23 protein-coding genes are annotated in these 25,670 nt (G+C 69.0%); 14 read left to right on the plus strand and 9 right to left on the minus strand.

Going from position 1 to position 25,670, the window contains the following annotated elements; all coding sequences use genetic code 11:
- Positions 1–9: 9 nt before the first annotated feature.
- The 7 genes from KF903_RS03490 to rsmD all read right to left on the minus strand — a co-directional run bounded on the left by KF903_RS03490 (position 10) and on the right by rsmD (position 5,687).
- A complete protein-coding gene (locus KF903_RS03490) occupies positions 10–402 on the minus strand; it encodes an MAPEG family protein (RefSeq protein ID WP_291211026.1) in 393 nt (130 codons plus the stop codon).
- Positions 403–486: 84 nt separating this feature from the next.
- Positions 487–1,158 carry a TMEM43 family protein gene (locus tag KF903_RS03495; RefSeq protein WP_291211178.1) on the minus strand — a complete coding sequence of 224 codons (672 nt, stop codon included), beginning with the start codon at positions 1,156–1,158 and terminating at the stop codon, positions 487–489.
- A gap of 44 nt (positions 1,159–1,202) precedes the next feature.
- Positions 1,203–2,066, minus strand: a complete 864-nt coding sequence (locus tag KF903_RS03500; protein ID WP_291211029.1) for an MBL fold metallo-hydrolase — start codon at positions 2,064–2,066, stop codon at positions 1,203–1,205.
- Between the two features lie 6 nt (positions 2,067–2,072).
- Positions 2,073–3,725: a gamma-glutamyltransferase gene (gene ggt, locus KF903_RS03505; RefSeq protein ID WP_291211180.1), complete on the minus strand. Its 1,653-nt coding sequence runs from the start codon at positions 3,723–3,725 to the stop codon at positions 2,073–2,075.
- Between the two features lie 207 nt (positions 3,726–3,932).
- Complete coding sequence (locus tag KF903_RS03510; RefSeq protein WP_291211032.1) at positions 3,933–4,448, minus strand: hypothetical protein; 516 nt, start codon at positions 4,446–4,448, stop codon at positions 3,933–3,935.
- A 93-nt stretch (positions 4,449–4,541) separates the two neighbouring features.
- On the minus strand, positions 4,542–5,036 hold the full coding sequence (gene coaD, locus KF903_RS03515; protein WP_291211183.1) for a pantetheine-phosphate adenylyltransferase: 495 nt from the start codon (positions 5,034–5,036) through the stop codon (positions 4,542–4,544).
- A gap of 36 nt (positions 5,037–5,072) precedes the next feature.
- The gene (rsmD, locus tag KF903_RS03520; protein ID WP_291211034.1) at positions 5,073–5,687 is read right to left on the minus strand and encodes a 16S rRNA (guanine(966)-N(2))-methyltransferase RsmD; all 615 of its coding nucleotides are present in this window, start codon (positions 5,685–5,687) and stop codon (positions 5,073–5,075) included.
- Positions 5,688–5,754: 67 nt separating this feature from the next.
- Here rsmD and ftsY point away from each other — a divergent pair, with 67 nt between their 5' ends.
- From ftsY to KF903_RS03545, 5 genes are read left to right on the plus strand one after another with little or no spacing between them, the layout of a single operon-like run.
- Entirely contained in the window at positions 5,755–6,876 is a 1,122-nt protein-coding gene (gene ftsY, locus KF903_RS03525; protein ID WP_291211037.1) for a signal recognition particle-docking protein FtsY, read from the plus strand.
- A 6-nt stretch (positions 6,877–6,882) separates the two neighbouring features.
- Positions 6,883–7,620, plus strand: a complete 738-nt coding sequence (locus tag KF903_RS03530; protein WP_291211040.1) for a hypothetical protein — start codon at positions 6,883–6,885, stop codon at positions 7,618–7,620.
- A gap of 5 nt (positions 7,621–7,625) precedes the next feature.
- Positions 7,626–8,684: an A/G-specific adenine glycosylase gene (gene mutY / locus KF903_RS03535; RefSeq protein WP_291211186.1), complete on the plus strand. Its 1,059-nt coding sequence runs from the start codon at positions 7,626–7,628 to the stop codon at positions 8,682–8,684.
- Positions 8,681–8,959, plus strand: coding sequence for an oxidative damage protection protein (locus KF903_RS03540; RefSeq protein WP_291211043.1), 279 nt, complete (start codon positions 8,681–8,683; stop codon positions 8,957–8,959). The genes mutY and KF903_RS03540 overlap by 4 nt, the downstream gene beginning before the upstream one ends.
- Positions 8,960–9,002: 43 nt before the next feature.
- Positions 9,003–9,578 carry a GNAT family N-acetyltransferase gene (locus KF903_RS03545; RefSeq protein ID WP_291211046.1) on the plus strand — a complete coding sequence of 192 codons (576 nt, stop codon included), beginning with the start codon at positions 9,003–9,005 and terminating at the stop codon, positions 9,576–9,578.
- A 39-nt stretch (positions 9,579–9,617) separates the two neighbouring features.
- On the opposite strand, the gene KF903_RS03550 is transcribed toward KF903_RS03545, so the two are convergent.
- Positions 9,618–10,919 (minus strand): amidohydrolase family protein, encoded by a 1,302-nt coding sequence (locus KF903_RS03550; protein WP_291211048.1) that lies wholly within the window; start codon positions 10,917–10,919, stop codon positions 9,618–9,620.
- Positions 10,920–11,101: 182 nt separating this feature from the next.
- Between KF903_RS03550 and lexA the strand changes: the two genes are divergently transcribed.
- From lexA to KF903_RS03575, 5 genes are all read left to right on the plus strand, one after another.
- Positions 11,102–11,734, plus strand: coding sequence for a transcriptional repressor LexA (gene lexA / locus KF903_RS03555; protein ID WP_291211050.1), 633 nt, complete (start codon positions 11,102–11,104; stop codon positions 11,732–11,734).
- A gap of 5 nt (positions 11,735–11,739) precedes the next feature.
- On the plus strand, positions 11,740–12,474 hold the full coding sequence (gene imuA / locus KF903_RS03560) for a translesion DNA synthesis-associated protein ImuA (protein ID WP_291211053.1): 735 nt from the start codon (positions 11,740–11,742) through the stop codon (positions 12,472–12,474).
- Between the two features lie 15 nt (positions 12,475–12,489).
- Positions 12,490–13,926, plus strand: a complete 1,437-nt coding sequence (locus KF903_RS03565) for a DNA polymerase Y family protein (protein WP_291211055.1) — start codon at positions 12,490–12,492, stop codon at positions 13,924–13,926.
- Positions 13,923–17,138, plus strand: a complete 3,216-nt coding sequence (locus KF903_RS03570; protein WP_291211057.1) for an error-prone DNA polymerase — start codon at positions 13,923–13,925, stop codon at positions 17,136–17,138. The genes KF903_RS03565 and KF903_RS03570 overlap by 4 nt, the downstream gene beginning before the upstream one ends.
- 324 nt (positions 17,139–17,462) lie before the next feature.
- The gene (locus KF903_RS03575) at positions 17,463–20,366 is read left to right on the plus strand and encodes a TonB-dependent receptor (protein WP_291211060.1); all 2,904 of its coding nucleotides are present in this window, start codon (positions 17,463–17,465) and stop codon (positions 20,364–20,366) included.
- A gap of 82 nt (positions 20,367–20,448) precedes the next feature.
- Here the strand turns inward: KF903_RS03575 and orn are convergent, their stop codons facing one another.
- Positions 20,449–21,021, minus strand: coding sequence for an oligoribonuclease (gene orn / locus KF903_RS03580; RefSeq protein ID WP_291211063.1), 573 nt, complete (start codon positions 21,019–21,021; stop codon positions 20,449–20,451).
- Between the two features lie 69 nt (positions 21,022–21,090).
- On the opposite strand from orn, the gene sbcB reads away from it, so the two are divergent.
- From sbcB to KF903_RS03600, 4 genes are all read left to right on the plus strand, one after another.
- Complete coding sequence (gene sbcB / locus KF903_RS03585) at positions 21,091–22,518, plus strand: exodeoxyribonuclease I (protein WP_291211066.1); 1,428 nt, start codon at positions 21,091–21,093, stop codon at positions 22,516–22,518.
- A gap of 62 nt (positions 22,519–22,580) precedes the next feature.
- Positions 22,581–23,267 (plus strand): DUF2461 domain-containing protein, encoded by a 687-nt coding sequence (locus tag KF903_RS03590; protein WP_291211069.1) that lies wholly within the window; start codon positions 22,581–22,583, stop codon positions 23,265–23,267.
- 227 nt (positions 23,268–23,494) lie between these two features.
- A complete protein-coding gene (locus KF903_RS03595; protein ID WP_291211072.1) occupies positions 23,495–24,352 on the plus strand; it encodes a hypothetical protein in 858 nt (285 codons plus the stop codon).
- An 11-nt stretch (positions 24,353–24,363) separates the two neighbouring features.
- A complete protein-coding gene (locus KF903_RS03600; protein ID WP_291211074.1) occupies positions 24,364–25,590 on the plus strand; it encodes a DUF4785 domain-containing protein in 1,227 nt (408 codons plus the stop codon).
- Positions 25,591–25,670: the final 80 nt, after the last annotated feature.

Consider the following 25,670-nt stretch of genomic DNA (forward strand, 5'->3'; position numbering starts at 1 on the left):
CGGCTGCGTTCAGCCGCCGACCATCAGCCAGCGCCACAACAACAAGGCGGACATTGCCAGCATCGCGCTCCAGGTCAGCAGGGTGCCGACGAAGCGGCCGATGCTGGTGCCGGCGCTATGCCACAGGCCGAACGCGTGCATGACGCGCGCCACGATCAGCGTGCTGCCGAAACCGTGCAGCCACAGCGGACTGGTTTGCCGCAGTTCCAGGCACAGCAGCAGCAACAGCGCCAGCGGCAGGTTCTCCAGTGCATTGGCGTGGGCGCGGATGCGCTGCAGCAAGGTGCTGTCACCGCCCGAACCCAGACCGACCCTGACCTGGCCGCGCCGCATCGACACCCCCAGCGCGAGGCCAATGACGAGGAAGGTGGCCAGTGCCACGTAGATGCCGGTGACCTGCATGAAACTCTCCAGACGGTGGTGGAAGTACGCCGCCCACTACAACCGCAAGTCGCGGCGTTGTCCAGCCCGGGCGGCGCGGCCCGCTCAGGGTTGCGCAACCAGGCGCGACGCGCGCTGCGTGCCGACCACGGTCAAGGCGGCCTCAGCCGGTACCGCGTAGCTCACGCGCAGGTCGCCGACGGCGGCGTGGGCCGGGTCGCCCGTGTAGAGCGCGCCGCCCTCGCTGCGGAAGCTCGCCGCGAGGTTGGGGGGCAACTGTGCCAATGTCACCGGCCACGACCGGGTCGGCCCGCTGCGCGGCAGCAACGCCGGATCGAGCGCGAACGCGCCGAGCCGCAACGGTTCGGCGACGAAGCGGGCGCTGCGCAGCGGCCACGGCAGCGTATTGGCATGCCCCTGTGGCACGCGGAAGCGGCTCGAGTCGATCGGCTGCGCCGACCACGCCAGCACATAGTCGCAACGACCGGCGCTGCAGGTTTCCTGCCACTGCCGCATCTCCACCTTGCGCAGCAAGGCCGGCGCGGCCGCCTCGACCCCAAGCTCGGTATCGCGTGCCGGGCCGGCCGCCTCCACGCGCCCTTCGATGCGGATGCGCCGACCCTCGTTGGCCGGATCGACACGCGCCGCCGACACCACGCGCGGCGTGCCATCGGCCACGCCCGGTGCGGTGCTCACAACCGGCCGCAGCCAGGTTGCACCTTGGCGTTGCAGGTACTGCCACAGCGCAATGGCGATCACCACCAGCGCCAGGGCCACGATCAGCAAGCGCCGCGCGCGGCCGGATCTGCGTCGCCGCGCCATCACAGCACCTCGCCGATGAGTGCATCCTGCCCATCCACCGCCGCATAGCGCCCGCTGTCGTCGCGCACGACGCGCGCCGCGGCGCAGTGCGCATCGTGGGTGAAGAACAGCCGCGTGCCGCGCGCGATCATCTGGTCGAGGAAGGTATGCTTCTCGTCGATGAGGCGTTCGGGGTAGCGGTCGTAACCCATCGTGATCGGCAGATGCACCCACGGCCGCCCCGGAATCAGGTCGGCGCAGAACACGATGCCGCCGTGGTCGCCGCCCACCTCGGCCAGCATGAGCCCCGGCGTGTGCCCGCTGGAGCGGTGCAGGCGCACGTGCGGGCCGAGCGTGGCCGAGCACTCGCCGCTGACGAGTTCGAGTCGGCCGCTGGCTTCGAGCAGGGGCTGCAGTTCGGCGATGAACGAGGCACGATCGCGCGGATGCGGCTGCTGCGCCCGCCGCCAGGCTTCGTCGCCGATGATGAAGCGGGCGCGCGGAAACAGCAGACTCGGCGGCACGTCGGCCTGCCACGCCGCGAGCAGCCCGCCCGCATGGTCGAAGTGCAGATGCGAGATCACCACCGCGTCGATGTCGTCGTGGCCAAGGCCGACCCGGCGCAGCGAATCGAGCAGCACGTGCCGTTCCTCGACCACGCCGTAGCGCTCACGCAAGTGCGGCGCGAAGAATGCGCCGATGCCGGCGTCGAACAGCACGTTGCGGCCGTCGAGATCGGTGACGAGCATCGCGCGGCAGGCCAGCTCGATGCGGTTGTCGGCGTCGGCCGCGACCCAACGCTGCCACACGGCCTTGGGCGCATTGCCGAACATGGCGCCGCCATCGAGGCGCTGCGCATTGCCTTCGATCGACCACACTTGCATGGACGTCTACCGCACCACGCCGCTGCCCGACGCGCCACGCGGATCGGACGCTGCATGCAGCTTGCCGGTCGTGCGGTCCCAGCTCACGGCATTCATGAAGCCCCAGCGGCGGTCGGATTCGTGCACCTGGTGCCCCATCGCCTCCAGTGCCTTGATCTGCGCCGGCGTGAAGGCGCCCTTCTCCACCGCGATGACATCGGGCAGGTACTGGTGGTGAAAGCGCGGATTGGCCACCAGTTGCTCGGGCGTCTGCCCATCGATGAAGGCAAGGATGCCTTCGAGCACCATCGTGATGATGCGACTGCCGCCGGGCGTACCGAGCACGCCGATGCGATCGGGGCCGATCACGAAGGTTGGTGACATCGACGACAGCGGCCGGCTGCCAGGGCGCGGCGCGTTGCGTTCGTTGCCGACGAGGCCGAAGGCGTTGGGCTTGCCGACGACGAGTGCGAAGTCGTCCATTTCGTCGTTGAGCACGAAGCCGGTGCCCGGCACCACGAGGCCAGAACCGAAGATCAGGTTGACGGTCTGCGTGCCGGCGGCGAGGTTGCCGTCACGATCGATGATCGAGAAGTGCGAAGTGTGACTGCCCTGCGCAGCATCGAGGTAGGGCGGCAACAGCTCGCTCGGCGTCGCCTTGTCGGGATGGATCGAGGCGCGCAGACCGGCGGCGTAATCGAGGCTCGTGAGGCGTGCGATCGGCATCGCAACGAAATCGGGATCACCGAGGTATTCGGCGCGGTCACGGTAGGCGCGCCGCATCGCCTCCACCATGAGGTGGGTGCGGTGCACCGTGTCGAGCCGGTCGAGCTCGTAGCCGCTCAGGATGTTGAGCATCTCGGCCAGCGCAACGCCACCCGACGAGGGTGGCGACGCGCTGACGATGCGCCAGCCACGATAGTCGAACGCGATCGGCGCACGCTCCTTGACCTCGTAGTGCTCGAGATCGGCCAGCGTCCAGTTGCCGCCCGCACTGCGCACGCCATCGACCAGCGTGCGGGCAAGCTCGCCGCCGTAGAAGCCGGCATTGCCCTGCTCGGCGATGCGCTCAAGCACGCGCGCCAGATCGGGCGAGCGGAACGTCCAGCCCGGCTTCGGCACCTGGCCATTGACGAGGTACAGCGCCGCCGAACCCGGATAGCGCGCGAGCACGTCCTTGCGCATCGCCAGTTCATCGAGGAAGCGCCGGTCGGGCTTGAAGCCTGCGCGTGCGATGCGGATCGCCGGCGCCAGCGATGTCTTGAGCGGCAACTTGCCGTAGTGCGCGGCGATCCAGACCAGTCCGGCCGGCTCGCCTGGAATCGCGGCCGACAGCGGGCCGTTGATCGAGTGGTTGCGGTCGGGGCGGCCATCGGCGCCGAGGTAGTCGGCGACGCGCACCGCGGCCGGCGCCGTCTCGCGTGCATCGACCATCACCTCGTGGCCGTCACTGGCCCGCTGCAGCAGGAACAGGCCGCCGCCGCCGATGCCCGAACTCTGCGGCTCGACCACCGCCAGCGTTGCCGCCACCGCCACCGCCGCATCGAAGGCGTTGCCGCCCTTGCCGAGCACCTCGAACCCGGCCTGGGTCGCAAGCACGTGCGCGCTGGCGATCGCCGCCTGCTGCGGCTTGACCGGCGCGGCGGCAACGCTCGCGACGAGGAACCCCAACAGCCAAATGCAGCGCGATGTTCTCACCCCGGTTCTCCCGTCGATTGCCGGCCGCTGGCCAGGCAGGGATCCAACCTCCTCACGTCCAGTTCCGTTGCCGCTGGCGGCCATCCCGATCATCCGCCGCGGCGCTTCGATCCACCGCGCGCGGCGCCGGCGGGCACAGCCCGCCGATCGACTGCGCACGGCCGCGTCCGCCGCGCGTTCGCACCTGGCTCACTTCGCCTCGACGAAGCGCGCCTCGGCACCCGAGCTCGCCAGCGCGGTCTTGACCGCATCGAAGTCGCCCGGCGCGCCAACGAACAGCACCACCACATCCTTGAACGAACCGGCCGAGGCGTCCTTGAACGCAGCGACGATGAGCTGCGCGGTCGCCGCCGAATCGGGGCCGCCGAAGGCCATCATGTTGCCGGGCAGGACGCCGCGCTGCACCACGATCGACACGTTGTCGAGCTGGTTCTGGCGATCGGCCTTGGTCGCATCGTCATCGCCGCCCGGCACGAAGTACATGTACGGCCGTGTGGTCTTGACGCCCTGCATGTTGGCGGTGACGACGCTCACGAGGTACTGCTTCCACGCCGCCTTGTCGGCCGGGTTGGTCGGCAGCGGCAGTACGGCCGGTTTCTGTTCGGCGGCGGCCTGTTCGGCTGCCGGCTGCTGACTCTGGTTGCAGGCGCCCAGCGCAAGCGCACCGGCGAGGGCGATGACAGGCAGGCTGAAGATGTTGCGCATGGTGATCGTCTCCTGGAAAAGTGGGGCCAAAACTGGAAGCGGCCGCGCCGTCACGATACGGCCGAGCCGCCGCATCGGCGCAATGCCACGGGATCAACCCGAGTAACGGCGGCGCAGTGCGTCCTGCACGGCTGGATGCACGAACTTCGATACATCGCCGCCCAGACGCGCGATTTCGCGCACCAGCGACGACGAGATGAAACTGTATTGCTCGGCCGGCGTCAGGAACAGTGTCTCGGCAGCCGGGATCAGATGGCGGTTCATGCTCGCGAGCTGGAACTCGTACTCGAAATCGGACACCGCGCGCAAGCCGCGCAGGATCACGCCGGCACCGATCTCCTCGACGAAGTTGGCCAGCAGCGAGGAGAACCCGCACACCTCGATGTTGGTCGCGCCGGCCAGCGCGACGCGCGCCAACTCGATGCGCTCGTCCAGCTCGAACGCCGGCCCCTTGCCGGCACTCTGCGCGATCGCCACCACCAGCCGATCGAACAGCGGCGCCGCGCGCAGCGCGAGATCGATGTGGCCATTGGTAATCGGATCGAACGTGCCCGGATACACGGCCACGCGCGCGCGCTGCGGTGTCACCATGCGGCTGCCATCGTCAACGGACCAGCGGCTAGCTTAAGGATACTCGGCTCGATCCTGCAATGGCGGCATGACATCGGTGCGGCCTGCGGTGCGGCGATACAGCGCGAAGCGCACCGCGCCGGCACGGCCTTCGCGATGCAAACGCCAGTTGGCCGGCGCTGTCGGCGTCACGTCGAGCGGTGATTCCACGTAGACGAAAGCGCCATCGCGCAACCAGCCGTTGTCGAGTGCCGCCAACGCCGCTGGCCACAATCCGCGCGCAAACGGCGGATCGACGAAGGCGATGTCGACGGCCGCGCCCGGCTGGCCCAGCCACGTCAACGCGTCGGCCTCGATCACGCGGGCATCGTCCACGCGCAGTCGCGCCAGGTTGTCGCGCAGCGCCGCGGCGAGGCTGCGATCGCTCTCGACGAAGGTGCAATGCGCCGCGCCGCGCGACAGGGCCTCGATGCCGAGCGCACCGGTCCCCGCGAACAGGTCCAGGCAGCGCGCACCCTCGATGAACGGTGCCAGCCAGTTGAACAGCGTCTCGCGCACGCGATCGGGCGTCGGGCGCAGCCCGTCGCGGTCCGCCACCGCAAGCCTCGAACCGCGCAGGCGGCCGGCGACGATGCGCACGACATGAGTGGAACGGGTGGACTGCTGCATCGTGCCTGTGCCGCTGGTCGAAGGGTGCTAGCATTTTCGGCTCGCATTCTCGCCCAAGCGTCCCGCGATGTTGAAGTTCTGGAAGAAAAAGCCCGCGCCCGACGCGACCACGCCGACAGCGCCCGCCACGCCCGCGGACGATGGCGCCGCGACGGCGCTGCCGCTGGAGCAAGCGCCGTTCGAAACCGAGGCGCTGCTGCCATCGACGCCGGCGGCGATCGCGATGGTCGAGGACGTGGTCGCCGAAGCGCCTGGCAGTGCCGAAGCGCCGCGCCGCAGCTGGCGCGAGCGCCTGGCCGGCAGCGGCTTCGCGCGCGGCCTGGCCGGCCTGTTCGTGCGCCATCCCAAGCTCGACGACGCCTTTCTCGACGAGCTGGAAACCTGCCTCATCACGGCCGATGTCGGCATCGCCACCGCGACCGAAATCGTCGACGACCTGCGCCAGCGCGCCGGCAAGCGCGAATTCGCCGACGTGGCCGCCCTGCTCGCTGCGCTGCGCCACGACCTGCTGCAGCGGCTGGCGCCGGTGGCACGCCCACTCGAGGTGGCCACGCCGCAACCGTTCGTGATCCTCGTGGTCGGCGTCAACGGCGTGGGCAAGACCACCACCATCGGCAAGCTCGCCCACCGCCTGCGCGGCGAGGGGCGTTCGGTGCTGCTCGCCGCCGGCGACACCTTCCGCGCCGCCGCGGTGGAACAGTTGCAGAGCTGGGGCCGCCGCAACGACGTGGCCGTGGTGGCGCAGGGTTCGGGCGCCGACTCGGCGAGCGTGATCTTCGATGCGCTGCAGACCGCACGCTCGCGCCAGCTCGACGTGCTGATTGCCGATACCGCCGGGCGCCTGCACACGCAGGCGGGCCTGATGGACGAACTGGCCAAGATCCGTCGCGTGCTCGCCAAGCTCGACCCCAGCGCACCGCACGAGGTGCTGCTCGTGCTCGACGGTACCACCGGCCAGAACGCGCTGAGCCAGGCGCGCCAGTTCAAGGCCGCGATCGGCGTGACGGGCCTCGTCGTCACCAAGCTCGACGGCACCGCCAAGGGCGGCATCGTGTTCGCGCTGGCGCGCGAGTTCGGCCTGCCGCTGCGCTATGTCGGCCTTGGCGAGCAGGCGCAGGACCTGCGCGTGTTCGACGCCGCCGCATTCGTCGACGGACTGCTGCCCGACGACCTCGGCGGCAAGGGCTGACAAGCCGTGCCTCGACGCGCCTCGAAGGCAGGCCACGACGGCCTGCCGAACGCGCCGACCGCCGAGCAACGCGCGGCCGCCGCCCGTCGCCGCCGGCGGCGACGCTGGCGCGGCGCGCTGCTCGTCTTGATCCTGATCGTGGCCGGCGGCGCCGTTGCCATCCACCTGCTGCTGCAGCCCGAGCGGGTCAGCGCGCTGCTGGTCGACAAGACCCGCGCCGCCGGGCTCGAACTGCAGCTGGCCGGTGGCGCGCACTACCGCTACACGCCGCACATCGTCGCCGTATTGCCGGCGCTGCGCCTGCGCACGAGCGCGGGCGACGAGCTGCTGCGCGCGCAGGCGCTGCGCGTGCAGGTGCCATGGCGCACGCTGTGGTCGCAGCCGCTCACGCTCGACGAGCTCGGCATCGAGCAGCCCGTGCTCGACCTCGCCGTGTTGCGTGCCTGGCTCGCCACGCGCCCGTCCGATGCCGCGCCGATGCCCGACCTGCGCCTGCAGCTGCACGTCAGCGACGGCCGCATTGTCGATGGCACGCAGGCGGTCGCCAGCGGCATCGACGCCCGCCTGCGCAACAGCGCCGATCTCGCCGCCTGGCTCGCGCAATGGGCATCGCCGCCGGCATTGCCGCAGCTGCTGCCGCCGATCAGCGGCAGCCTGCGCGCCGGCTCGCTCGATGTTGGCGACACCCATGTCGAGGATCTGCGCATCGAAGCGAGCGAGGCGGCGCCCCCGCAGCAGCCGTGACGACGATCTCCAGGGCACCCGCCGACCGCTTCGCACGCGACCTCGTGGCCTGGTACCGCCACCATGGCCGCAAGGACCTGCCGTGGCAGCGACCACGCAGCCCCTATCGCGTGTGGTTGAGCGAGGTGATGCTGCAGCAGACGCAGGTGGCGACCGTCATTGCCTATTTCGAGCGCTTCGTCGCCGCCCTGCCCGATCTGCCCGCACTCGCCGCGGCCAGCGAGGACCGCGTGCTCGCGCTGTGGTCGGGACTGGGCTATTACTCGCGTGCGCGCAATCTGCTGCGCGCTGCACGGCGCTGCGTGGATCAGCATGCCGGCGCCTTGCCGGGCACGCTGCAGGAACTGGCGGCGTTGCCCGGCATTGGCCGCTCCACCGCCGCGGCAATCATGGCGCTGGCCCACGACGCGCCCGAGGCGATCCTCGACGGCAACGTGCGCCGCGTGCTGGCGCGCTGGCACGGCGTGTCGGGCTGGCCCGGCAATGCGCGCGTGCAGCAACAGTTGTGGCAGCTCGCGCAGGGGCATGTGCCTGCAGACGAGGCGGCGGCCTACACACAGGCGATCATGGACCTCGGCGCGACGCTGTGCCGACGCACGCAGCCGCGCTGTGAGGCCTGTCCGGTCGCGCGCGACTGCGTCGCACGACGCGAGGGACTGACCGCGCAACTGCCCACGGCACGGCCCCGGCGCAGCAAGCCGGAGCGCTCCGTGCTGGTACTGATCGCACGTGACGAGGGCGGTCGCATCCTGCTCGAACGGCGCCCGCCCACCGGCGTGTGGGCGCGGCTGTGGAGCCTGCCCGAGGCGCACTCGCGCAGCGCCGCGCGCCGCCTGCTGGCGCAGCGCTTCCGGCTCGAGCCGGGGCGGACCGCGGTACTGCCATCGTTCCGCCACAGCTTCACGCACTATGATCTGCAGATCACGCCGCTGGCATGCGAGGTCGGCGGCCAGCCGCACCTGGCCGTCACGCCGGACACCGACTGGTACGCGGCCACGAGCCTCGACGCACTCGGCATGCCGGCGCCGATCCGCCGTCTGATCCAATCGCTGGAGCCACCATGAGCCGCATCGTTCACTGCATCAAGCTCGGTCGCGACGCCGAGGGCCTCGCCTTCGCGCCGTGGCCGGGCGAACTGGGCAAGCGCATCTACGCGCAGGTCTCGCGCGAAGCGTGGTCGGGCTGGCTTGCGCACCAGACCATGCTCATCAACGAGAACCGCCTCAATCCACTCGAACCCGGGGCGCGTGCGTTCATCGCCGGCGAGATGGAAAAATACTTCTTCGGCGCAGGCTCGGACGCACCACCGGGTTACGTGCCGGCGGAGCACACCGACTGACCGCACCCGTTCCACGGGTGCCCCTGCGCCACGGCCAGCCACCATGCCGACACCCCACCCGCATCCGGCTGTCGACACTGCAAGCGGCGAGCCGTGGCCAATCGACACGCCGCGCCTGCGCCTGCGCCGCATGCAGGCAGCAGATGTCGCGGGCTTCGCCGCCTACCGCGCCGACCCCGCGCTCGCGCGCTACCAGGGTTGGAGCCCGCTGTCGCCCGCGCAGGCGGCACGCTTCATCGAATCGATGCAGGACCAGCCGGGGTTCATCGAGGAAACGTGGCTGCAAATCACCATTGCGACGCGCTCCACCGACGCGATCGTGGGCGACATCGGCCTGTGCCTGCACGCCGAAGGTGAGGTGGAGATCGGTTTCACGCTGGCAACGTCCTGCCACGGCAAGGGCTACGCCACCGAAGCGCTCGGCGCGCTGGCCGACGCGCTGTGGCGGCGCAGTGGCATCGAGCGGCTGATCGCCGTCGTCGACGCCCGCAACGAGGCATGCGTGCGCGTACTGCAGCGCCTGGGCATGCGCCAGGTGGCAAGCACCGCCACGGTGTTCAAGGGCGAGCCGTGTACCGAGCTGCGCTACGTGCTGGAAGCGCCGCGACCCCGCGCATGACGCGATCGCGGTGGCCGCGGAGCGCGACGCGCCGCCGCCCTAGGGTCGCGTCACCGGCTCGCGCTCGACGACACCGTCCTTCATCACGAACACCGCCGTGCGCAGCGCCTCGATCGAGCGGCTCGGGTCGCCATCGAAGGCGGCGAGGTCGGCGCGCAGGCCGACGGCGATGCGACCGAAGTGGTCCTGTTGGCGCAGGATCCGGGCGGCGACGTCGGTGGCGGCGTGCAGTGCCTGCGCAGGCGTCATGCCCAGGCGCACCATCCAGTCGAGTTCGCGCCAGTTCTCGCCATGCGCGAACACGCCGACATCGCTGCCATTGCCGATCACGAGGCCGAGCCTGAGCGCGGCGCGGAACGCCTGCTGCGATTCGCGCATGCGTGCAGTCGGCTCGCCGCCGGGCACGTAATGGTCGAAGTATTGCCCGATCGCGGCCACCGCGGTCAGCGTCGGCAGCCAGCCGACGCCGCGCTGCCGTGCCAGGCGCAGCGTCGCCTCGCTCGCGCCATCACCGTGTTCGATCGTGTCGACACCGGCCTCGATCGCCATGCGCACGCCGGCGTCGCTGCCCGCGTGCGCCGCCACCGGACGCCCGAGCTGGTGCGCGGTGTCGACGATGGCCTTCATCTCGGCCGGGTCCAGCGTCGGCAGGGTTTCGCCATTGGGACCGACGCGGTAGTCGGCATAGAACTTGATCCAGTCGGCGCCACGCGCGGCTTGCTCGCGCACTGCACGCACGGCTTCGTCGACGCCGGTCACCGCCTGGGCGCCCTGCGGCAGTTCAAGATCGGGGCGGAAGCCGCGCGGGCCGGGGCCATAGCCCGAGCTGGCCACGATCGCCCGCGTGGCGATGAACAGGCGCGGTCCGGCAACGAGGCCTTCCCCGATCGCGCGCTTGAGCGCGGCATCGGCATAACCGGCGCCCTCGGTGCCGAGATCGCGCAGCGTGGTGAAGCCGGCCTGCAGGGTGGCTCGCGCATGGCGCGCGGCGAGCAGGGTGCGGTAATCCTGCGGTTCCTTGAGCACCTGGTCGTTCCACGACACCTCGTTGTAGGGATGCAGGAACAGATGCGAATGCAGGTCGATGAGTCCGGGCGTGAGCGTCGCCCCCGGCAGCTCGATGCGGCGCGCGTCGGCCGGCACCGTCAGGGTGTCGACCGGGCCGACGGCCGCGATCGCGCCCGCGTGCACGAGCACGGCCAGGCCCGTCTGCGCCTGGTCGCCCTGCCCGGTCCAGACCTTGGCAGGCAGCAGCAGGATGTCACCACTGGCCGCCCCGGCCTGCCCGCCACCGAATACGAGCGCCAACAGCGCCAGCGATGACCACAACGACTGTCGCATCGTGCGTACTCCCGAGTCGGAACCGAGCGCCCGATTCTCGACCCTGGCGGTCCATGCCGACAACTGCAGCCGGCTCATTCCCTGCGACAGCCCCGTGGCAGGCTGCCCCACGACCACCCACAACGCCCGATGGCAGCCGTGGGTACTTGCGCACACCGCACAGAACACGTACAAATGTACATATGAACGATCACGACCTGACTCCCAACCAGCAGCGCGTGCTGGCCTGCATCCAGGCCTGGTTCGAGCGCCATGGTCACGCACCGACGCTGAGGGAACTTGCGCATAATCTGGGGCTTGCAAGTCATACCTCAGCGCAGGATTATGTAGCGGCGTTGGTTCGCAAGGGTGTGCTGGAACGTCTGCCACACCATCGCGGGCTGCGTCTGCCGCATCGTTCACGGGCGCCGGCGGCGACCTCGCTTCCCCTCGTCGGGCAGGTCGCCGCCGGCAGCCCCATCCTCGCTGCCGAAAACATCGAAGCGCAGCACGCCGTCGATCCCGACCTGTTCCGCCCACGCGCCGACTACCTGCTGCGTGTGCGCGGTCCGAGCATGCGTGATGCCGGCATCCTCGATGGCGACCTCATCGCCGTGCATCGCAGCGCCCACGCCGAGGATGGCCGCATCGTCGTCGCGCGCATCGACGACGAAGTCACCGTCAAGCGCCTCGACACGCGCATGGGCCGCATCCGCCTGCTGCCGGCCAACCCCGATTTCACCCCGATCGAAGTCGACGAGCAGCGTCACGCCTTCGCGATCGAAGGTCTGTATGTCGGCCTGCTGCGCGCCGACTCCGTCAACGCGACACGGTAAGCACGATGTTCACCTCGACCGCCGACTTGTTTGCACTCGATTCCCTGCCTGCTTCAACGGCGTGGCCTGTCGCCGCACCCGCGACCACACCTGCATCGGCGCCCGCGAGCGTGCCGGCAGCGCGCAACACCGCCGCACTCGACACCGTGTTGCGCCATCCGGGCATCTGGCGACGCCGGGCGCCGGGCACGTCGGCACTGGCCACGCAACCGAGCGGCCATGCCGCGCTCGATGCGCTGTTGCCCGGCGGCGGCTGGCCGCGCGGCGCCCTGTGCGAACTGCTGGTCGAGCACGATGGCCTGGGGGAATGTTCGCTGCTGCTGCCGACGCTGGCGGCACTGACCCAGGCACGGCGGCGCGTCGTGCTGGTGGCGCCACCCTATGTCCCCTATGCACCGGCACTGGCCGCGGCCGGCGTCGACCTGCGACATGTGGTGCAGATCGACGCCGCCCACACCGATACCCACTGGACCGCCGAACAGTGCCTGCGCTCGGGCTGCTGCGGCGCCGTGCTCGACTGGCTGCCGCGCAGCGACTACCGCGAACTGCGCCGCCTGCAACTGGCCGCCGAAAGCAGCGGCACGCTCGGCTTCGTGTTCCGGCCACTGGCCGCCGCCGACCAGGCCAGTCCCTGTGCGTTGCGTCTGCGCATCACCACGGCGATGAACGGAACGCAATTCGAGCTTCTCAAGTGCCGTGGCCGCCTCGGTGGCGCCACGTCCCTGCGCCTGCGTGCATGATCCGGCACTGCGGCCATGCTCTGGGCCTGCCTGCGCTTTCCGCAGCTTGCGTTCGATGCCTTGCGCGGAACCTTGCCGAACACGCCGGGCGCCTTCGCCGTGGTGGCCGGGCCAGCCCAGCGACGCGGCATCGTGTTCGCCAACGCCGCCGCGCGCGGTGCCGGTGTGCGTGCGGGACAGGCGATTGCAACCGCACAGGCGCTGTGCCCGCACCTGTGCCTGCTGGCGCGTGACCCGGCAGCCGAGCAGCAGGCACTGGGCGCCTTCGCCACACTGGCCTGGCGCTACAGTTCCGACATTCACCTGCGCGAACCCGATGCGGTCCTGCTCGAAGTCGGTGCCAGCCTCAAGTTGTTCGACGGCTGGCCGGCGCTGGAGCGGCGCCTGCGCGACGAGATCGCGCGCAGCGGTTTCGCCTGCCGCATCGCGGCCGCACCGACGGCCTGCGCGGCGCAGGTGCTCACGTTCGCCCACGACGGCATTGCACTGACCACGACTGCGGTATTGCAAGGCGCGCTGGCGCAACTGCCACTCGCGCAGGGTGGCCTGGAATCGGCCACGGTCACGGCCTTGCACGGCATGGGCCTGCGCACGCTGGGCGATCTGTTCCGCCTGCCCCGCGCGGAACTCGCGCGGCGCACCGGGCCGGCCGCGCTGCTGCATCTGGACCGCCTGCGCGGCCACCTCGCCGAGGCCTGTCCGCGCTGGCAGCCGCCGGCGCGCTTCGCCCGTCGACTCGAGTTCGAGTCTGCTGCGCACTCGACCACGGCACTCGCATTTCCATTGCAGCGCCTGCTGCGCGAACTGGAGCTGTTCCTGCTTGCCCGTGATGGCGGCGTGCAGCATTTCGTGCTCGTGCTCGGACACGAACGTGGCGCCAGCACGCGCGTCGCGGTCGGCCTGCTCGCACCGCAACGCGATGCAGCGCATCTGCTCGAACTCGCCCGCGTGCGGCTGGAGCGCATCGCCTTGCCTGCCCCGGTGTATTCGCTCGCACTGCAGGTCGACGAACTGCCACCGCTGACACCGCCGCACCGCGATCTGTTCGATACGCGCGCACAGGGCGGGCTCGATTGGCCTGCGCTGGCCGAACGCCTGCGTGCCCGTCTCGGCGACGGCGCGCTGCACGGCCTGGCCTGTGTCGCCGACCATCGCCCGACACATGCCTGGCGGCATACGCCGCTGGATCCTGCTGCGCCGGCCACGCGCGACGCGACCGCACCCGCGCCGACGGCGAACCGCCCGTTCTGGCTGCTGCCGCAGCCACTGGTCCTGCGCACGGCGCCGCAACGCATCCTCGCCGGGCCCGAGCGCATCGAAAGCGGCTGGTGGGATGCGCACGACCAGCGCCGCGACTATTACGTGGTCGAACTGCGCGGCGGCCAGCGCGCCTGGGCCTTCACCGAGGCCGGCTCCAGGCAGCACTGGACCCTGCATGGCTGGTTCGCATGAATGCACCGCCCGCTGCCGCTGCCGCGGCCGACGTGCCGGCTTATGCCGAGCTGCACTGCCTGTCGAACTTCTCGTTCCAGCGTGGCGCTTCCAGCGCGGAGGAGCTGTTCGAGCGCGCCGAAAAGCTCGGCTATGCCGCGCTGGCGATCACCGACGAATGTTCGCTGGCTGGCATCGTGCGCGCGCTCGTCGCCGCGCAGGGTCGCCGCACGCGCCTCATCGTCGGCTGCGAAGTCACGCTCGACGATGGCGTGAAGATCGTCCTTCTGGCACGCGACCATGCCGGCTATTCCGATCTGTGCCGGCTCATCACCAGCGGTCGCCGGCGCAGCGCCAAGGGCGAATACCGACTCGGTCGCGCCGATCTGGCGCTGCTCGGCAACGGTGTGCTCGCGCTGTGGGTTCCCGCCGCCACGGCGACCGGACTCGATGTGCAGGCCGCCTGGTTCAGCCGGCAGTTCGGTGCGCGTGGCTGGCTGGCAGTGGAACTGCATCGCGGCGGCGACGATGCGGCGCGACTGGCCGCCTTGCAGGCGCTGGGCGCCCTCCATGGCCTGCCGCTGGTCGCCAGCGGCGACGTGCACATGCACGTGCGGCGCCGGCGCGCACTGCAGGACGCACTGACCGCGATCCGCCTCGGCACCACGGTGGCCATGGCCGGCCATGCGCTGCATGCCAATGGCGAACGCCACCTGCGCCGGCGCGAAGCCCTGGCTGCGCTGTATCCGCCATCGCTCCTGGCCGAAACACTGCGCATCGCCGATGCCTGTCGCTTCCAGTTGCGCGGACTCGACTACCGCTATCCGGTCGAGCTGGTGCCTGCGGGCCTGAGTGCGATCGCCCACCTGCGTACGCTGACCTGGCGTGGCGCTGCGCAGTTGTGGCCGGACGGCGTCCCACCCGCGGTGCGTGAGCAGCTCGACAGGGAACTCGCCCTCATCGCGGACCTGCGCTACGAACATTTCTTCCTCACCGTCGAGGACATCGTGCGCTGGGCGCGCACGCGCACGGCCCCGATCCTGTGCCAGGGGCGCGGTTCGTCGGCCAATTCGGCGGTGTGCTACTGCCTTGGCATCACCGCGGTCACACCCGAGAGCGGCAACCTGCTGTTCGAACGCTTCCTGTCGAAGGAACGCGACGAGCCACCCGACATCGACGTCGACTTCGAGCACGAGCGGCGCGAAGAGGTGATCCAGTACGTGTATGCCAAGTACGGCCGCGAGCGCGCCGCGCTGGCCGCCACCGTGATCCGCTACCGCAGCCGCAGCGCGCTGCGCGATCTGGGCCGCGCGCTCGGCATCGGCGAAGACGAGCTCGACGGTCTGGGGCGCGCCTACGCACGCCTGCGCGACGGCGTGCCGTTGGCGGCCGCGCTGCGCGAATACGGCTTCGATGCCGACAGCGGTGTCCTGCGGCGCCTGTTTGCGCTCACCAGCGAACTGCGCGGCTTTCCACGCCACCTGTCGCAGCACGTCGGCGGTTTCGTGATTTCGCAGGCACCGCTGCACGAACTGGTGCCGGTCGAGAATGCGGCGATGCCCGAGCGCACGATCATCCAGTGGGACAAGGATGACCTCGAGGAGATGCGCCTGCTCAAGGTCGACGTGCTCGCGCTGGGCATGCTGACCGCGCTGCGCAAGTGCCTGGACCTGCTGCACGCGCACGGCCTGTGGCGACGGCCACGACTGGGCGCGCGGCCGAGTCTGCACGACATTCCCGCCCCCGACGAGCCAGGCAGCGCGGCCGTGTTCGACATGATCGGCAAGGCCGACACCGTGGGCGTGTTCCAGATCGAATCGCGCGCGCAGATGTCGATGTTGCCGCGGCTGAAGCCACGCAACTTCCACGATCTCGTGGTGCAGATCGCGATCGTGCGCCCTGGGCCGATCCAGGGCGACATGATCCATCCCTACCTGCGCCGCCGCCAGGGCAAGGAAGCGGTGGACTATCCGCAATCCACGCACGAACGCGATGACGGGCAAGGGGCCTCGGCGGTGCGCGAAGTGCTGGCGCGCACGCTTGGCGTGCCGATCTTCCAGGAACAGGTGATGAAGCTGATCCAGGTGGTGGCCGGCTTCACGCTCGGCGAGGCCGACCAGCTGCGCCGCGCGATGGCGGCCTGGAAGCGCGATGGCAACCTCGAACCATTCCACGACCGCATCCGCGACGGCATGCTCGCACGCGGCTACGCCCCCGACTACTGCGAACGCCTGTTCGCGCAGATCCGTGGCTTTGGCCAGTATGGATTCCCCGAATCGCACTCGGCCAGCTTCGCCAATCTCGCCTGGGCCTCGGCCTGGCTCAAGTGCTTCCACCCGGCCGCCTTCACCTGCGCACTGCTCAACGCGCAGCCGATGGGCTTCTATCAGCCGGCCCAGCTCGTGCAGGATGCACGCCGCCACGGCGTGACGGTGCTGCCGGTCGACGTGCAGCACAGCATGCCCGAGGCGACGCTGGAACACCTGCCGGCTGCCGTCGGATCCGGTCCGGGCCAGCCACCGCTCGCACTGCGCCTGGGCCTGGGCCAGATCCGCGGCGTCGGCGTCGAACTGGCCGAGCGCATCGTCAGCACCCGCCGGCAGCAGGCCTTCCGCGACGTGACCGACCTCATCATCCGCGCCCGACTGGACGCACGCGAGCGCGCCGCGCTGGCCGATGCCGATGCACTGCGCTCACTCAGCGGCCATCGCCATCGCGCGCGCTGGGACAGCGCCGGCGTCGAGACGCCACTGCCGCTGCTGGCTGCCGCGGCGATCCACGAGACTGCGGTCACCCTGCCCGCCCCCGCACTGCACGAAGAGGTGCTTGGCGACTACGCGACGCAGGGCCTGTCGCTCAAGGCGCATCCGTTGAGCCTGTTGCGCCCGGAACTGCAGCGGCGGCGCGTGGTGCCCGCAAACCGGATCGCCGGTTCGACACGCCACGCGCAAGCCCTGCGCTGTGCGGGCCTGGTCACGATGCGCCAGCGCCCCGCCACGGCCAAGGGCGTCACCTTCGTCACGCTCGAGGACGAAACCGGCTTCGTCAACGTGATCGTGTGGCGGGCCGTCGCGCAACGCCAGCCGCGCGTGCTGACCGAAGCCGTGATCATGGCCGTCGATGGCCTGCTGCAGGTCAGCGAGGACGGCGTGCACCACCTCATCGCGCGGCGCCTGCACGACTATGGTGCGCTGCTGCCACGCCTTGCGTTCGCCTCGCGCGATTTCCGCTGACGGCGTCTGCGGCGCATCTGCCGCCAATACTCGCGCAAGCCCTGCCGTCGCGCCCACGACGTCCCTGCACCGCCTGCAGAGAGCGCAATAAACGCTTATATATCCATGTTTTATAAGAGGCACCCAGCCTGGATCGACGAATTGTTAACAGCACTGTTATATTGACATGTGCCGAATGTTGGTTTTTTGTTAATGCGCCCGAGCGGGGGATGCGCCTGGCGCGCGCCACCAACATCGCAACACGGCATCGTGCGGGGTACTCGCTGCCGTGGCGGGAGCACGTCCGCTCCAACCCCTCATTTTTTCAACATCTTGGGAGTTGTCATGAGATTGAAGAAGAGCAAGCTGCGCGAAGCACTGCTGCTGGCGCTGATCGGTGCCGGCACGATTGCCGTGGCCGCGCAGGCGCAGGAAACCCCCGACCAGGATCGGACCACGACCCGGACCGACGACGCTTCCTCCGCCGAAGCGCAGACCCTGGAAGGCATCACGGTCACCGGCACGCGTATCAAGAGCCAGACCATGACGGCCTCCAGTCCCGTTGCCGAAATCGATGCCGAAGCGTTCAAGCTCACCGGCGCCACCCGCGCTGACGACCTCGTCAACCAGTTCCCGCAGATGTCGCCGTACTTCGACAACTTCATGAACAACGGCGCCACCGGCTATCCGACCATCGATCTGCGTGGTCTGGGACCGGACCGCACGCTCACCCTCGTCAACGGTCACCGGCTGCCGCCGGGCGCCGCCGAATCGGTCGACATCAGCATCGTCCCCGCCGCCGTCATCAAGCGCGTCGACCTGCTCACGGGTGGCGCCTCGGCCGTCTACGGCTCGGACGCGATCGCCGGTGTCGTCAACTTCGTGCTCGACACCGACTTTGAAGGCGTCAGCCTCAGCGCCGGCACCTCGGCCTACCAGCACGACAACAGCACCAAGTGGATGCAGAACCTGATGAATGCGCGCGGGTTCACCTATCCCAAGGGCAATTCGGGTTTCGACGGCACCTCCAAGAACATCGACATCGCGTTCGGTGGCCATTTTGCCGATGGCAAGGGCCACGCGATGGGCTGGCTCAGCTGGCGCGAGAACGAACCGCTGATGCAGGGTGACCGCGACTATTCCTCGTGCGCCCTCAACGGCAGTGGCACCAGCTGCGGCGGCTCGGGCACCGCGCCGGTACCGAACTTCTACATCTTCGATGCCGATGACACGCTTGCCGGTTCGGGCTACGCGGCGCACTACGATCCGGCGACCGGACACTGGGCTCCTGGCATCGGCATGCTCTACAACTATGCGCCGATCAATTACTACCAACGGCCCGACACGCGCTACAACTTCGGTGGCTCGCTGCGTTACGAGGTCAACGAGCACTTCCGCCCCTACGCGGACATGATGGCGATCAACAAGAAGAGCACGATGCAGATCGCCGAATCGGGCACCTTCTTCGCGCAGGACCTGTTCATCGACTGCAGCGATCCGGTCATCAATACGATGTGCTCGGACCTGGGCCTGTCGAGCGCTGACCCGCTGTACATTCTCGCCGGCAAGCGCAACGTCGAAGGTGGCCCGCGCATTTTCCACGACGACACCAATTCGTTCCGCGTGGTGGCCGGTGCCGAAGGCGACATCACCGATCGCTGGAGCTACAACGCCTCGTACCTGTTCGCACGTACCGAGAACACCAACATCTCCAAGGGCGATTTCCTGTCCGACCGCGTGACGCAGGCGCTGCTCGGCTGCCCGGCCGGCTCATTCTCCGGATGCGAGTTCTACAACATCTGGCAGCCCAACGCCGTCACGCCCGCGGCGATTGCCGCGATCGAAGGCACCGGCATCGTCAAGATCAGCACCTCGATGGCCGTCCTCAACGGTTACGTCAGCGGCGACATCGGCTGGGGCTTTGCCAGCGCCAACAACGATCCGATCAAGCTCGTGGCGGGCCTGGAATGGCGCCGCAGCAAATTCAACCGCGAACCCGACAGCAATACCGCAACCGGCAACTTCACCGGCTCGGGTGGCCCCACCACGCCGATCACGGGCGACATCTCGGTCAAGGAACTGTTCCTCGAGAGCGCGGTGCCGCTGCTGGAGAGTGACGGCTTCGTGCGCAGCGCGGCCCTCGACCTCGGTTTCCGGGCATCGGATTACGACACCAGCGGCCGCGCCAACAGCTGGAAGCTCGGTTTCAACAGCGATCTGAGCGGCGTGCACGTCCGCGGCGGCTTCAACCGCGCGATCCGTGCTCCCAGCGTCGGCGAACTGTTCCTGGCCCAGTCGATCTCGCTGTTCGAAGGCGACGATCCCTGCGCCGGCACCAATCCCGCATTCACGGCGGCGCAGTGCGCCAACATGGGGGTGACGCCGTCACAGTACGGATCGATTCCGGAAAGCCCGGCCGGCCAGTACAACCAGTTCGGCGGCGGCAATCCGAACCTCAAGCCCGAGCAGGCCAAGACCTGGACCCTCGGTGCGGCGTTCACGCCGTTCCGCGGCCTCGACATCAGCGCGGACTACTACGACATCCGCATGACCGACCGCATCGCTTCGATCGGCGCCGGCACGATTCTCGACCTGTGCGGCAGCACCGGCAACGCGAGCATCTGCAGCCTCGTGCATCGCCGCGCGGGCAGTGGCGACCTGTGGATCGGCAGCAACCCTGCCACCGCCGGCTACGTCGAGAATCTCGCCGGCAACTTCGGCAAGTCGCACCACACCGGCATCGACCTCACCGCGAACTACGGTTGGGACGCACTCGGTGGCCGCTTCACCACCGGTTTCGTCGGTTCGTACGCGTTCAAGGTGCAGATCGACAACCTGCCGCAGGTGGCGGGAACGCGCTTCGACTGCGCCGGCAAGTTCAACAGCTCGTGCCAGAACCCCAAGTGGCGCCACATCGCCAATTTCGGTTTCGCGCGTGACTGGTACAGCGTGAACGCGCGCTGGCGCTACATGGGCGGCATGGACTACGTCGATGCACTCAGCGGGCAGAACCTGACCACCGACGCGATCCTCGTGGCGCATGGCAACCGCTTGGGTGCCTACAACTACTTCGACCTGTCGGGCACCTTCACGTTTGGGCCGGCCGAATGGACGGTCGGCGTCAACAACGTGTTCGACAAGATCCCGCCGATCGTGGGCAGCAGCGTCGATCCGGCCAACGCCAACTCGCCGGGTGGCTACGACCAAGCCGGTCGTTACTTCTTCACCAACGTGACGGTGAAGTTCTGAGCGCAGGATTGACTCCTGTCTCGACGGTCCGGATTCGCATCCGCAACGAGCGCCCCGCAAGGGGCGCTCTTTTTTTGCTCGGTCAATCCTGCGCCGTGTCCTGTCCCGCCGCGCCGATGCGTCCGAGGAACGGGCGGTAATAGCGCAGTTCCGCGATCGAGTCGCGCACGTCGCTGAGCGCGGTATGGGCCGATTCCTTGCTGAAGCCGCGCGCGACCTCGGGCGCCCAGCGCCGCGCCAGCTCCTTGATCGTCGACACGTCGAGGTTGCGGTAGTGGAAATAGCGTTCCAGCCGCGGCATCAGCCGATACAGGAAGCGCCGGTCCTGGCAGATCGAATTGCCGCACATCGGCGACTTGCCGGCCGCGACCCAGTCGTGCAGGAACGCGACCGTGCGCGCCTCGGCGCTGGCGATGTCCACGGTCGAATCGAGCACACGCTGCCACAGCCCCGACTTGCTGTGCTGGTTGCGGTTCCAGTCGTCCATTGCCTCGAGCCGCGCCAGCGGATGGACGATCGCGAACTCCGGCCCCTCGGCCAGCACGTTGAGATCCCTGTCGGTCACCACGGTGGCGATCTCGAGGATCGAATCGGCATCGGGATCGAGTCCGGTCATTTCCAGGTCGATCCAGATCAGGTTGCCGTCATCCTGCATGTGCGTGCTGCTCCGCCGTTGATGGTCGCTGCAGTCTAGCAAGCACGACCGGCTTGGTATGCTCGCACCATGACGCCGACCTTCCTCTGGCATGACTACGAGACGACCGGAACCGATCCGCGCCGCGATCGTCCGGCGCAATTTGCCGCCATCCGCACCGATGCCGACCTGCAACCGATCGGCGAACCCGTGATGCTGTTCTGCCGGCCTGCGCCCGACGTGCTGCCGCATCCGGCGGCCTGCCTGCTGACCGGCATCACGCCCCAGCAGATGCAGCGCGAGGGCGTGATCGAGGCCGAGTTCGCCGGCACCCTGCACGAGCTCATGAGTGAAGCGGGCACCTGCACGGTCGGCTACAACTCGATCCGCTTCGACGACGAATTCACGCGCAACCTGCTGTACCGCAATCTGTACGACCCGTACGAACGCGAATGGCGCAATGGCAATTCGCGCTGGGACCTGATCGACCTCGCGCGCATGTGCCATGCGCTGCGGCCTGACGGCATCCAGTGGCCACAACGTGACGACGGCACGCCGAGCTTCCGGCTCGAGGATCTGGCTCGCGCCAACCGCATCGAGCAGCAGCATGCCCACGATGCGCTGTCCGACGTGGAAGCGCTGCTCGGGCTGGCCCGGCTGATCCGCCGGCACCAGCCACGGCTGTGGCAATTCCACTTCGAGCTGCGCCGCAAGCAGGCGGCCTTCCGCTATCTCGACGTGGCGCACATGACGCCGGTCGTGCACGTATCCTCGCGCTATCCGGCCAATCGTGGTTGCCTGGCCGTGGTGGTGCCGCTGGCGCTGCATCCGACCAACCCCAATGCGGTCATCGCCTACGATCTCGCCGTCGATCCGCAGCCACTGCTCGAACTCGAGGCCGGCGACATCGCCGATCGCCTGTTCACGCCGCGCGCGGACCTGCCCGTCGGTGTCGAGCGCATTCCGCTCAAGGCAATCCATGCCAACCGCTCACCGGCACTGGCGCCGGTGTCGGTACTGCAGGGCGTTGACCACGCCCGCATCGGCCTCGACCTGCCGCGTGCGCTCGAGCATCTGCAGCGGCTGCGCGACGCCGAGGGCCTGCCCGCCAAGCTCGCGAGCGTGTTTGCGCAGGCCCACAGCGAGGACGCGCTCGACCCGGAGCTGGCGCTGTATGCGGGCTTTCCGACCGATGCCGACAAGCGCCGCCTGCGCGAGGCGCGCGCCACGCCACCCGCGCAACTGGCGCAACGCCGCATTGCATTCGACGATGCGCGCTATGGCGAACTGCTGTTCCGCTACCGCGCGCGCAACTGGCCCGACACGCTCGATGGCGACGAGAGCCGGCGCTGGCAGGCTTTCCGTGACCAGCGGCTCGAGCGCGAAACGGCCTTGACCACGCTCACGCGCGAGCAGTACTTCGCCGCCATCGCGGCGCTGCGCGTCGACGCCGCGACCACGCCATCGCAGCAAGCGCTGCTCGACGCGCTGGAGCAATGGGGGCGGCAAGGCGCCTGAGCCAGGCCGGCATCGGCTGGTCCGCCGCTACAATTCCCGCTTCCGTCTCCGCGCCGCGCCCCGTGTCGAACATCTACTTTTCCCGCGCCACCTTCCGTTTCCTGCGCGAGCTGGCCGCCAACAACAATCGCAGCTGGTTCCACGCCAACAAGGCGCGTTACGAAGCCGTGCTGCGCGAACCGTACCTGCAGCTGATCGCCGATCTGGCCGCGCCACTGGCCAAGCTCAGCCCCCACTACCGCGCCGACCCGCGCAAGCAGGGCGGCTCGCTGTTTCGCCTGCAGCGCGATACCCGCTTTCGCCACGACAAGACGCCGTACAAGACCTGGGCCGGCGCACGACTCGGCCATGAGCGGCGTCACGAGGTGCAGGCGCCGTCGTTCTACATGGAGATCGAACCCGGCCACTGCTTTGCCGGCGGCGGCATCTGGCGTCCCGAGCCGGCAACGCTGCGTCGCATCCGCGACTTCCTCGTCGACAATCCGGCGGCGTGGCGACGTGCCGTGCACGGTCGGTCGTTCACCGAACACTTCACGTTCTGGGGCGAATCGCTCCAGCGCTCGCCACGCGGCTTCGATCCTGCCCATGAGCTCGCTGGCGACATCCGCCGCAAGGCCTTTGCCGCCGGCGCCCATTTCAGCGACGCCCTGGCCTGTTCGGACGAACTGCGACCGCATCTGATCGCCACCTTCAAGCGCATCGCACCGATGGTCGACTACCTGTGCGCAGCGCTCGACCTCGAGTTCTGAGTCGCCGCCCGAGGCGGGCGCGGATTGCTGCACCTGCAGATTGACGCCACCCGTGGCTGGCGCGTAGCGTGCGTACGCCACCGTACGGGACCGGGAGATCCACGACGGCAGGCGCGTCCTTTCATGCTCCATTGGTCCGGCTGCAGCCGCAGGATGTGACAGGCGGCGGGTCGATGCGGGCTCGACACGGGCACTGGCGCCGACACGCGCCGATTCGGGGAGACGACATGCTGCGCATCACCATGACCCTGCTGCTCACTGCAGCAGCTTCGACCGCTTATGCGGCCACCGCAAAGACCGGCGTGGCCTTCGTGCACGGCACCGGCAGCCAGACCAACGCCTACGCCGACTACTGGCAGGCGCCGATGGTCGACACCGTCCGCCAGGGCCTCGTCAACCAGGCCAACTACGTCGTCATCAACTGCGATTTCACCCAATACATGTGGGACAGCCGCGCCGCCGGTTGCCTCGCCGGCCAGCTCAAGAGCTTCATCGACAGCCGCGGCATCACCGACCTCGTCGTGATCACGCACTCCAACGGTGGCAACGTGATCCGCTGGATCATGTCCAACCCGACCTACGACAGCCGCTACCCGGCGATCATCAGCAAGATCCGCTGGGTCAATGCACTGGCGCCGTCCAGCGCCGGCACGCCGCTGGCCAACGCGGTGATGGCGGGCAACGTGTTCGAGAGCGCACTCGGCTGGTTGCTCGGCTACAAGAGCGATGCGGTGCGCCAGCAGCAGACGAGCTGGATGGCCCACTACAACCAGAACAACCTGTACGGCACCAGCGGCCGCCCGGCGCTGCCCAAGGGCTTCTGGAGCGTGGCCGGCACCGACGTCGTGAGTGCGGTGTGGAACTCCGATGCCTACTGCGGCGGCTATTCGCAGAGCGTGGGCCTCGAGGTCACCCAGAACTGGCTGTCGAGCTGCTCGGACGGCTTCATCGAGTGTTCGAGCGCCACCGCGGCCGGCAGCCTGTGGTTCTACGACAAGAACCGCACCGGCGGCAAGGTGCTCAACCACAACCAGAGCCGGCGCGCCTGCTTTGGCCTGCAGAACATCCTGCGCAACGATCTGTGAGGAGCCGACCGATGAACTTCAGCAACCTTCGTCCGCTCCCGCTCGTGGCTGCCCTGGCCCTTGCCAGCGGTCTGGCCGCTTCCGCCCACGCCGCCCCGGCGCTGCGCCTGCTGGCCGCATCGTCCCAGGATCTCGTCGCGGCCGAACTCGTCGCGCCGGTCGCCAAGCGCCAGGCCGCTGATGCGCTCGAGCGCGCCCCGCTCGCGGTGTCATGGCCGCTCGACGCCAGCGCCGCACTCGATGCCCAGCCGCAGGCCTACGTCGCACAGAGCCGTGAATACTGGGTCGACGCCAGCGCCAGCGAACTGCAGGCCGGCTTGCGCCTGAAACTCAGCTCGCCCGGTGCGCTGGTACGCATCAGCCCGCATGCGGGCAAGGCCGCCGTCAGTGCCAGCGACGTGCAATTGACCGTCGACGGGCGCCGTCTCGACAATTCGAAATCGATGAGCGCGGTCGCCGACGCCGACGCGCTGCACGCCGCGGGCATGGACGTACCGCAGGGCAGCATCATCATGAAACTCGACAGCAAGGCCGTCGGCGACGTGCGCCTGGCCATGCCGGCCGCACAAGGCGCCCATCTCGTCCACGTGTTCGAGCCCGCCAGCGCGGTGGCGCTGTCGCTGGCGGCCACGCGCGACAGCATCGCCGGTGGCGACACGATCGCGTTCCGTGCCCAGTTCGAGGGCGCCACGCTCGATCGCATCGGCGGCCTCGTCAGTGCCCCCGACGGCAGCAGCCAGAACGTCGACTTCGTGCGCCAGGGTGATGGTAGCTATCTGGGCCAGGTCCGGCCCGATCTCGCACACGCCGGCGGTCCCGGTCTGTGGGAAATGCACGCGTTCGGCGTGACCGCAGGCAAGGACGCGATCCCGCGCGATGCCAAGACCGCCTTCGCGGTCAGCGTGCCGGTGGCGCGCCTCGATGGCCACGTCAGCCAGAGCGCCAGCCTGACCAAGGACGGCAGCATCGCCGTGCGTATCGGCGTGCAGGCCAGCGTGGCCAGCCGCTACGCCGTGTCCGGCGTGCTCCACGGCACCGGTGACGACGGTCAGCTGCATCCGGTCGCGATGGGGCAATCAGCGGCCTGGCTGCAGCCCGGCCACGGCACGCTCGAGCTGCGCTACGACGCGGCCTCGCTGTCGCTGCATGCGCCGTGGGAAGTGCGTGACCTGCGGCTGGTCAATCAGGCCGACTTCAGCCTGCAGGAGCGCCGCGCGCGCGCGCTGTACCTGCCCTAGCCGACGATGCGGCGTGGCCACCCGCAGGGGGTGGCCACGCCATCGCTTGCTCGCGGCAGCGCTGGCGCACTTTCGCGCCA

The sequence above is a fragment of the Dokdonella sp. genome, assembly GCF_019634845.1.
Classification (GTDB): Bacteria; Pseudomonadota; Gammaproteobacteria; order Xanthomonadales; family Rhodanobacteraceae; genus Dokdonella_A.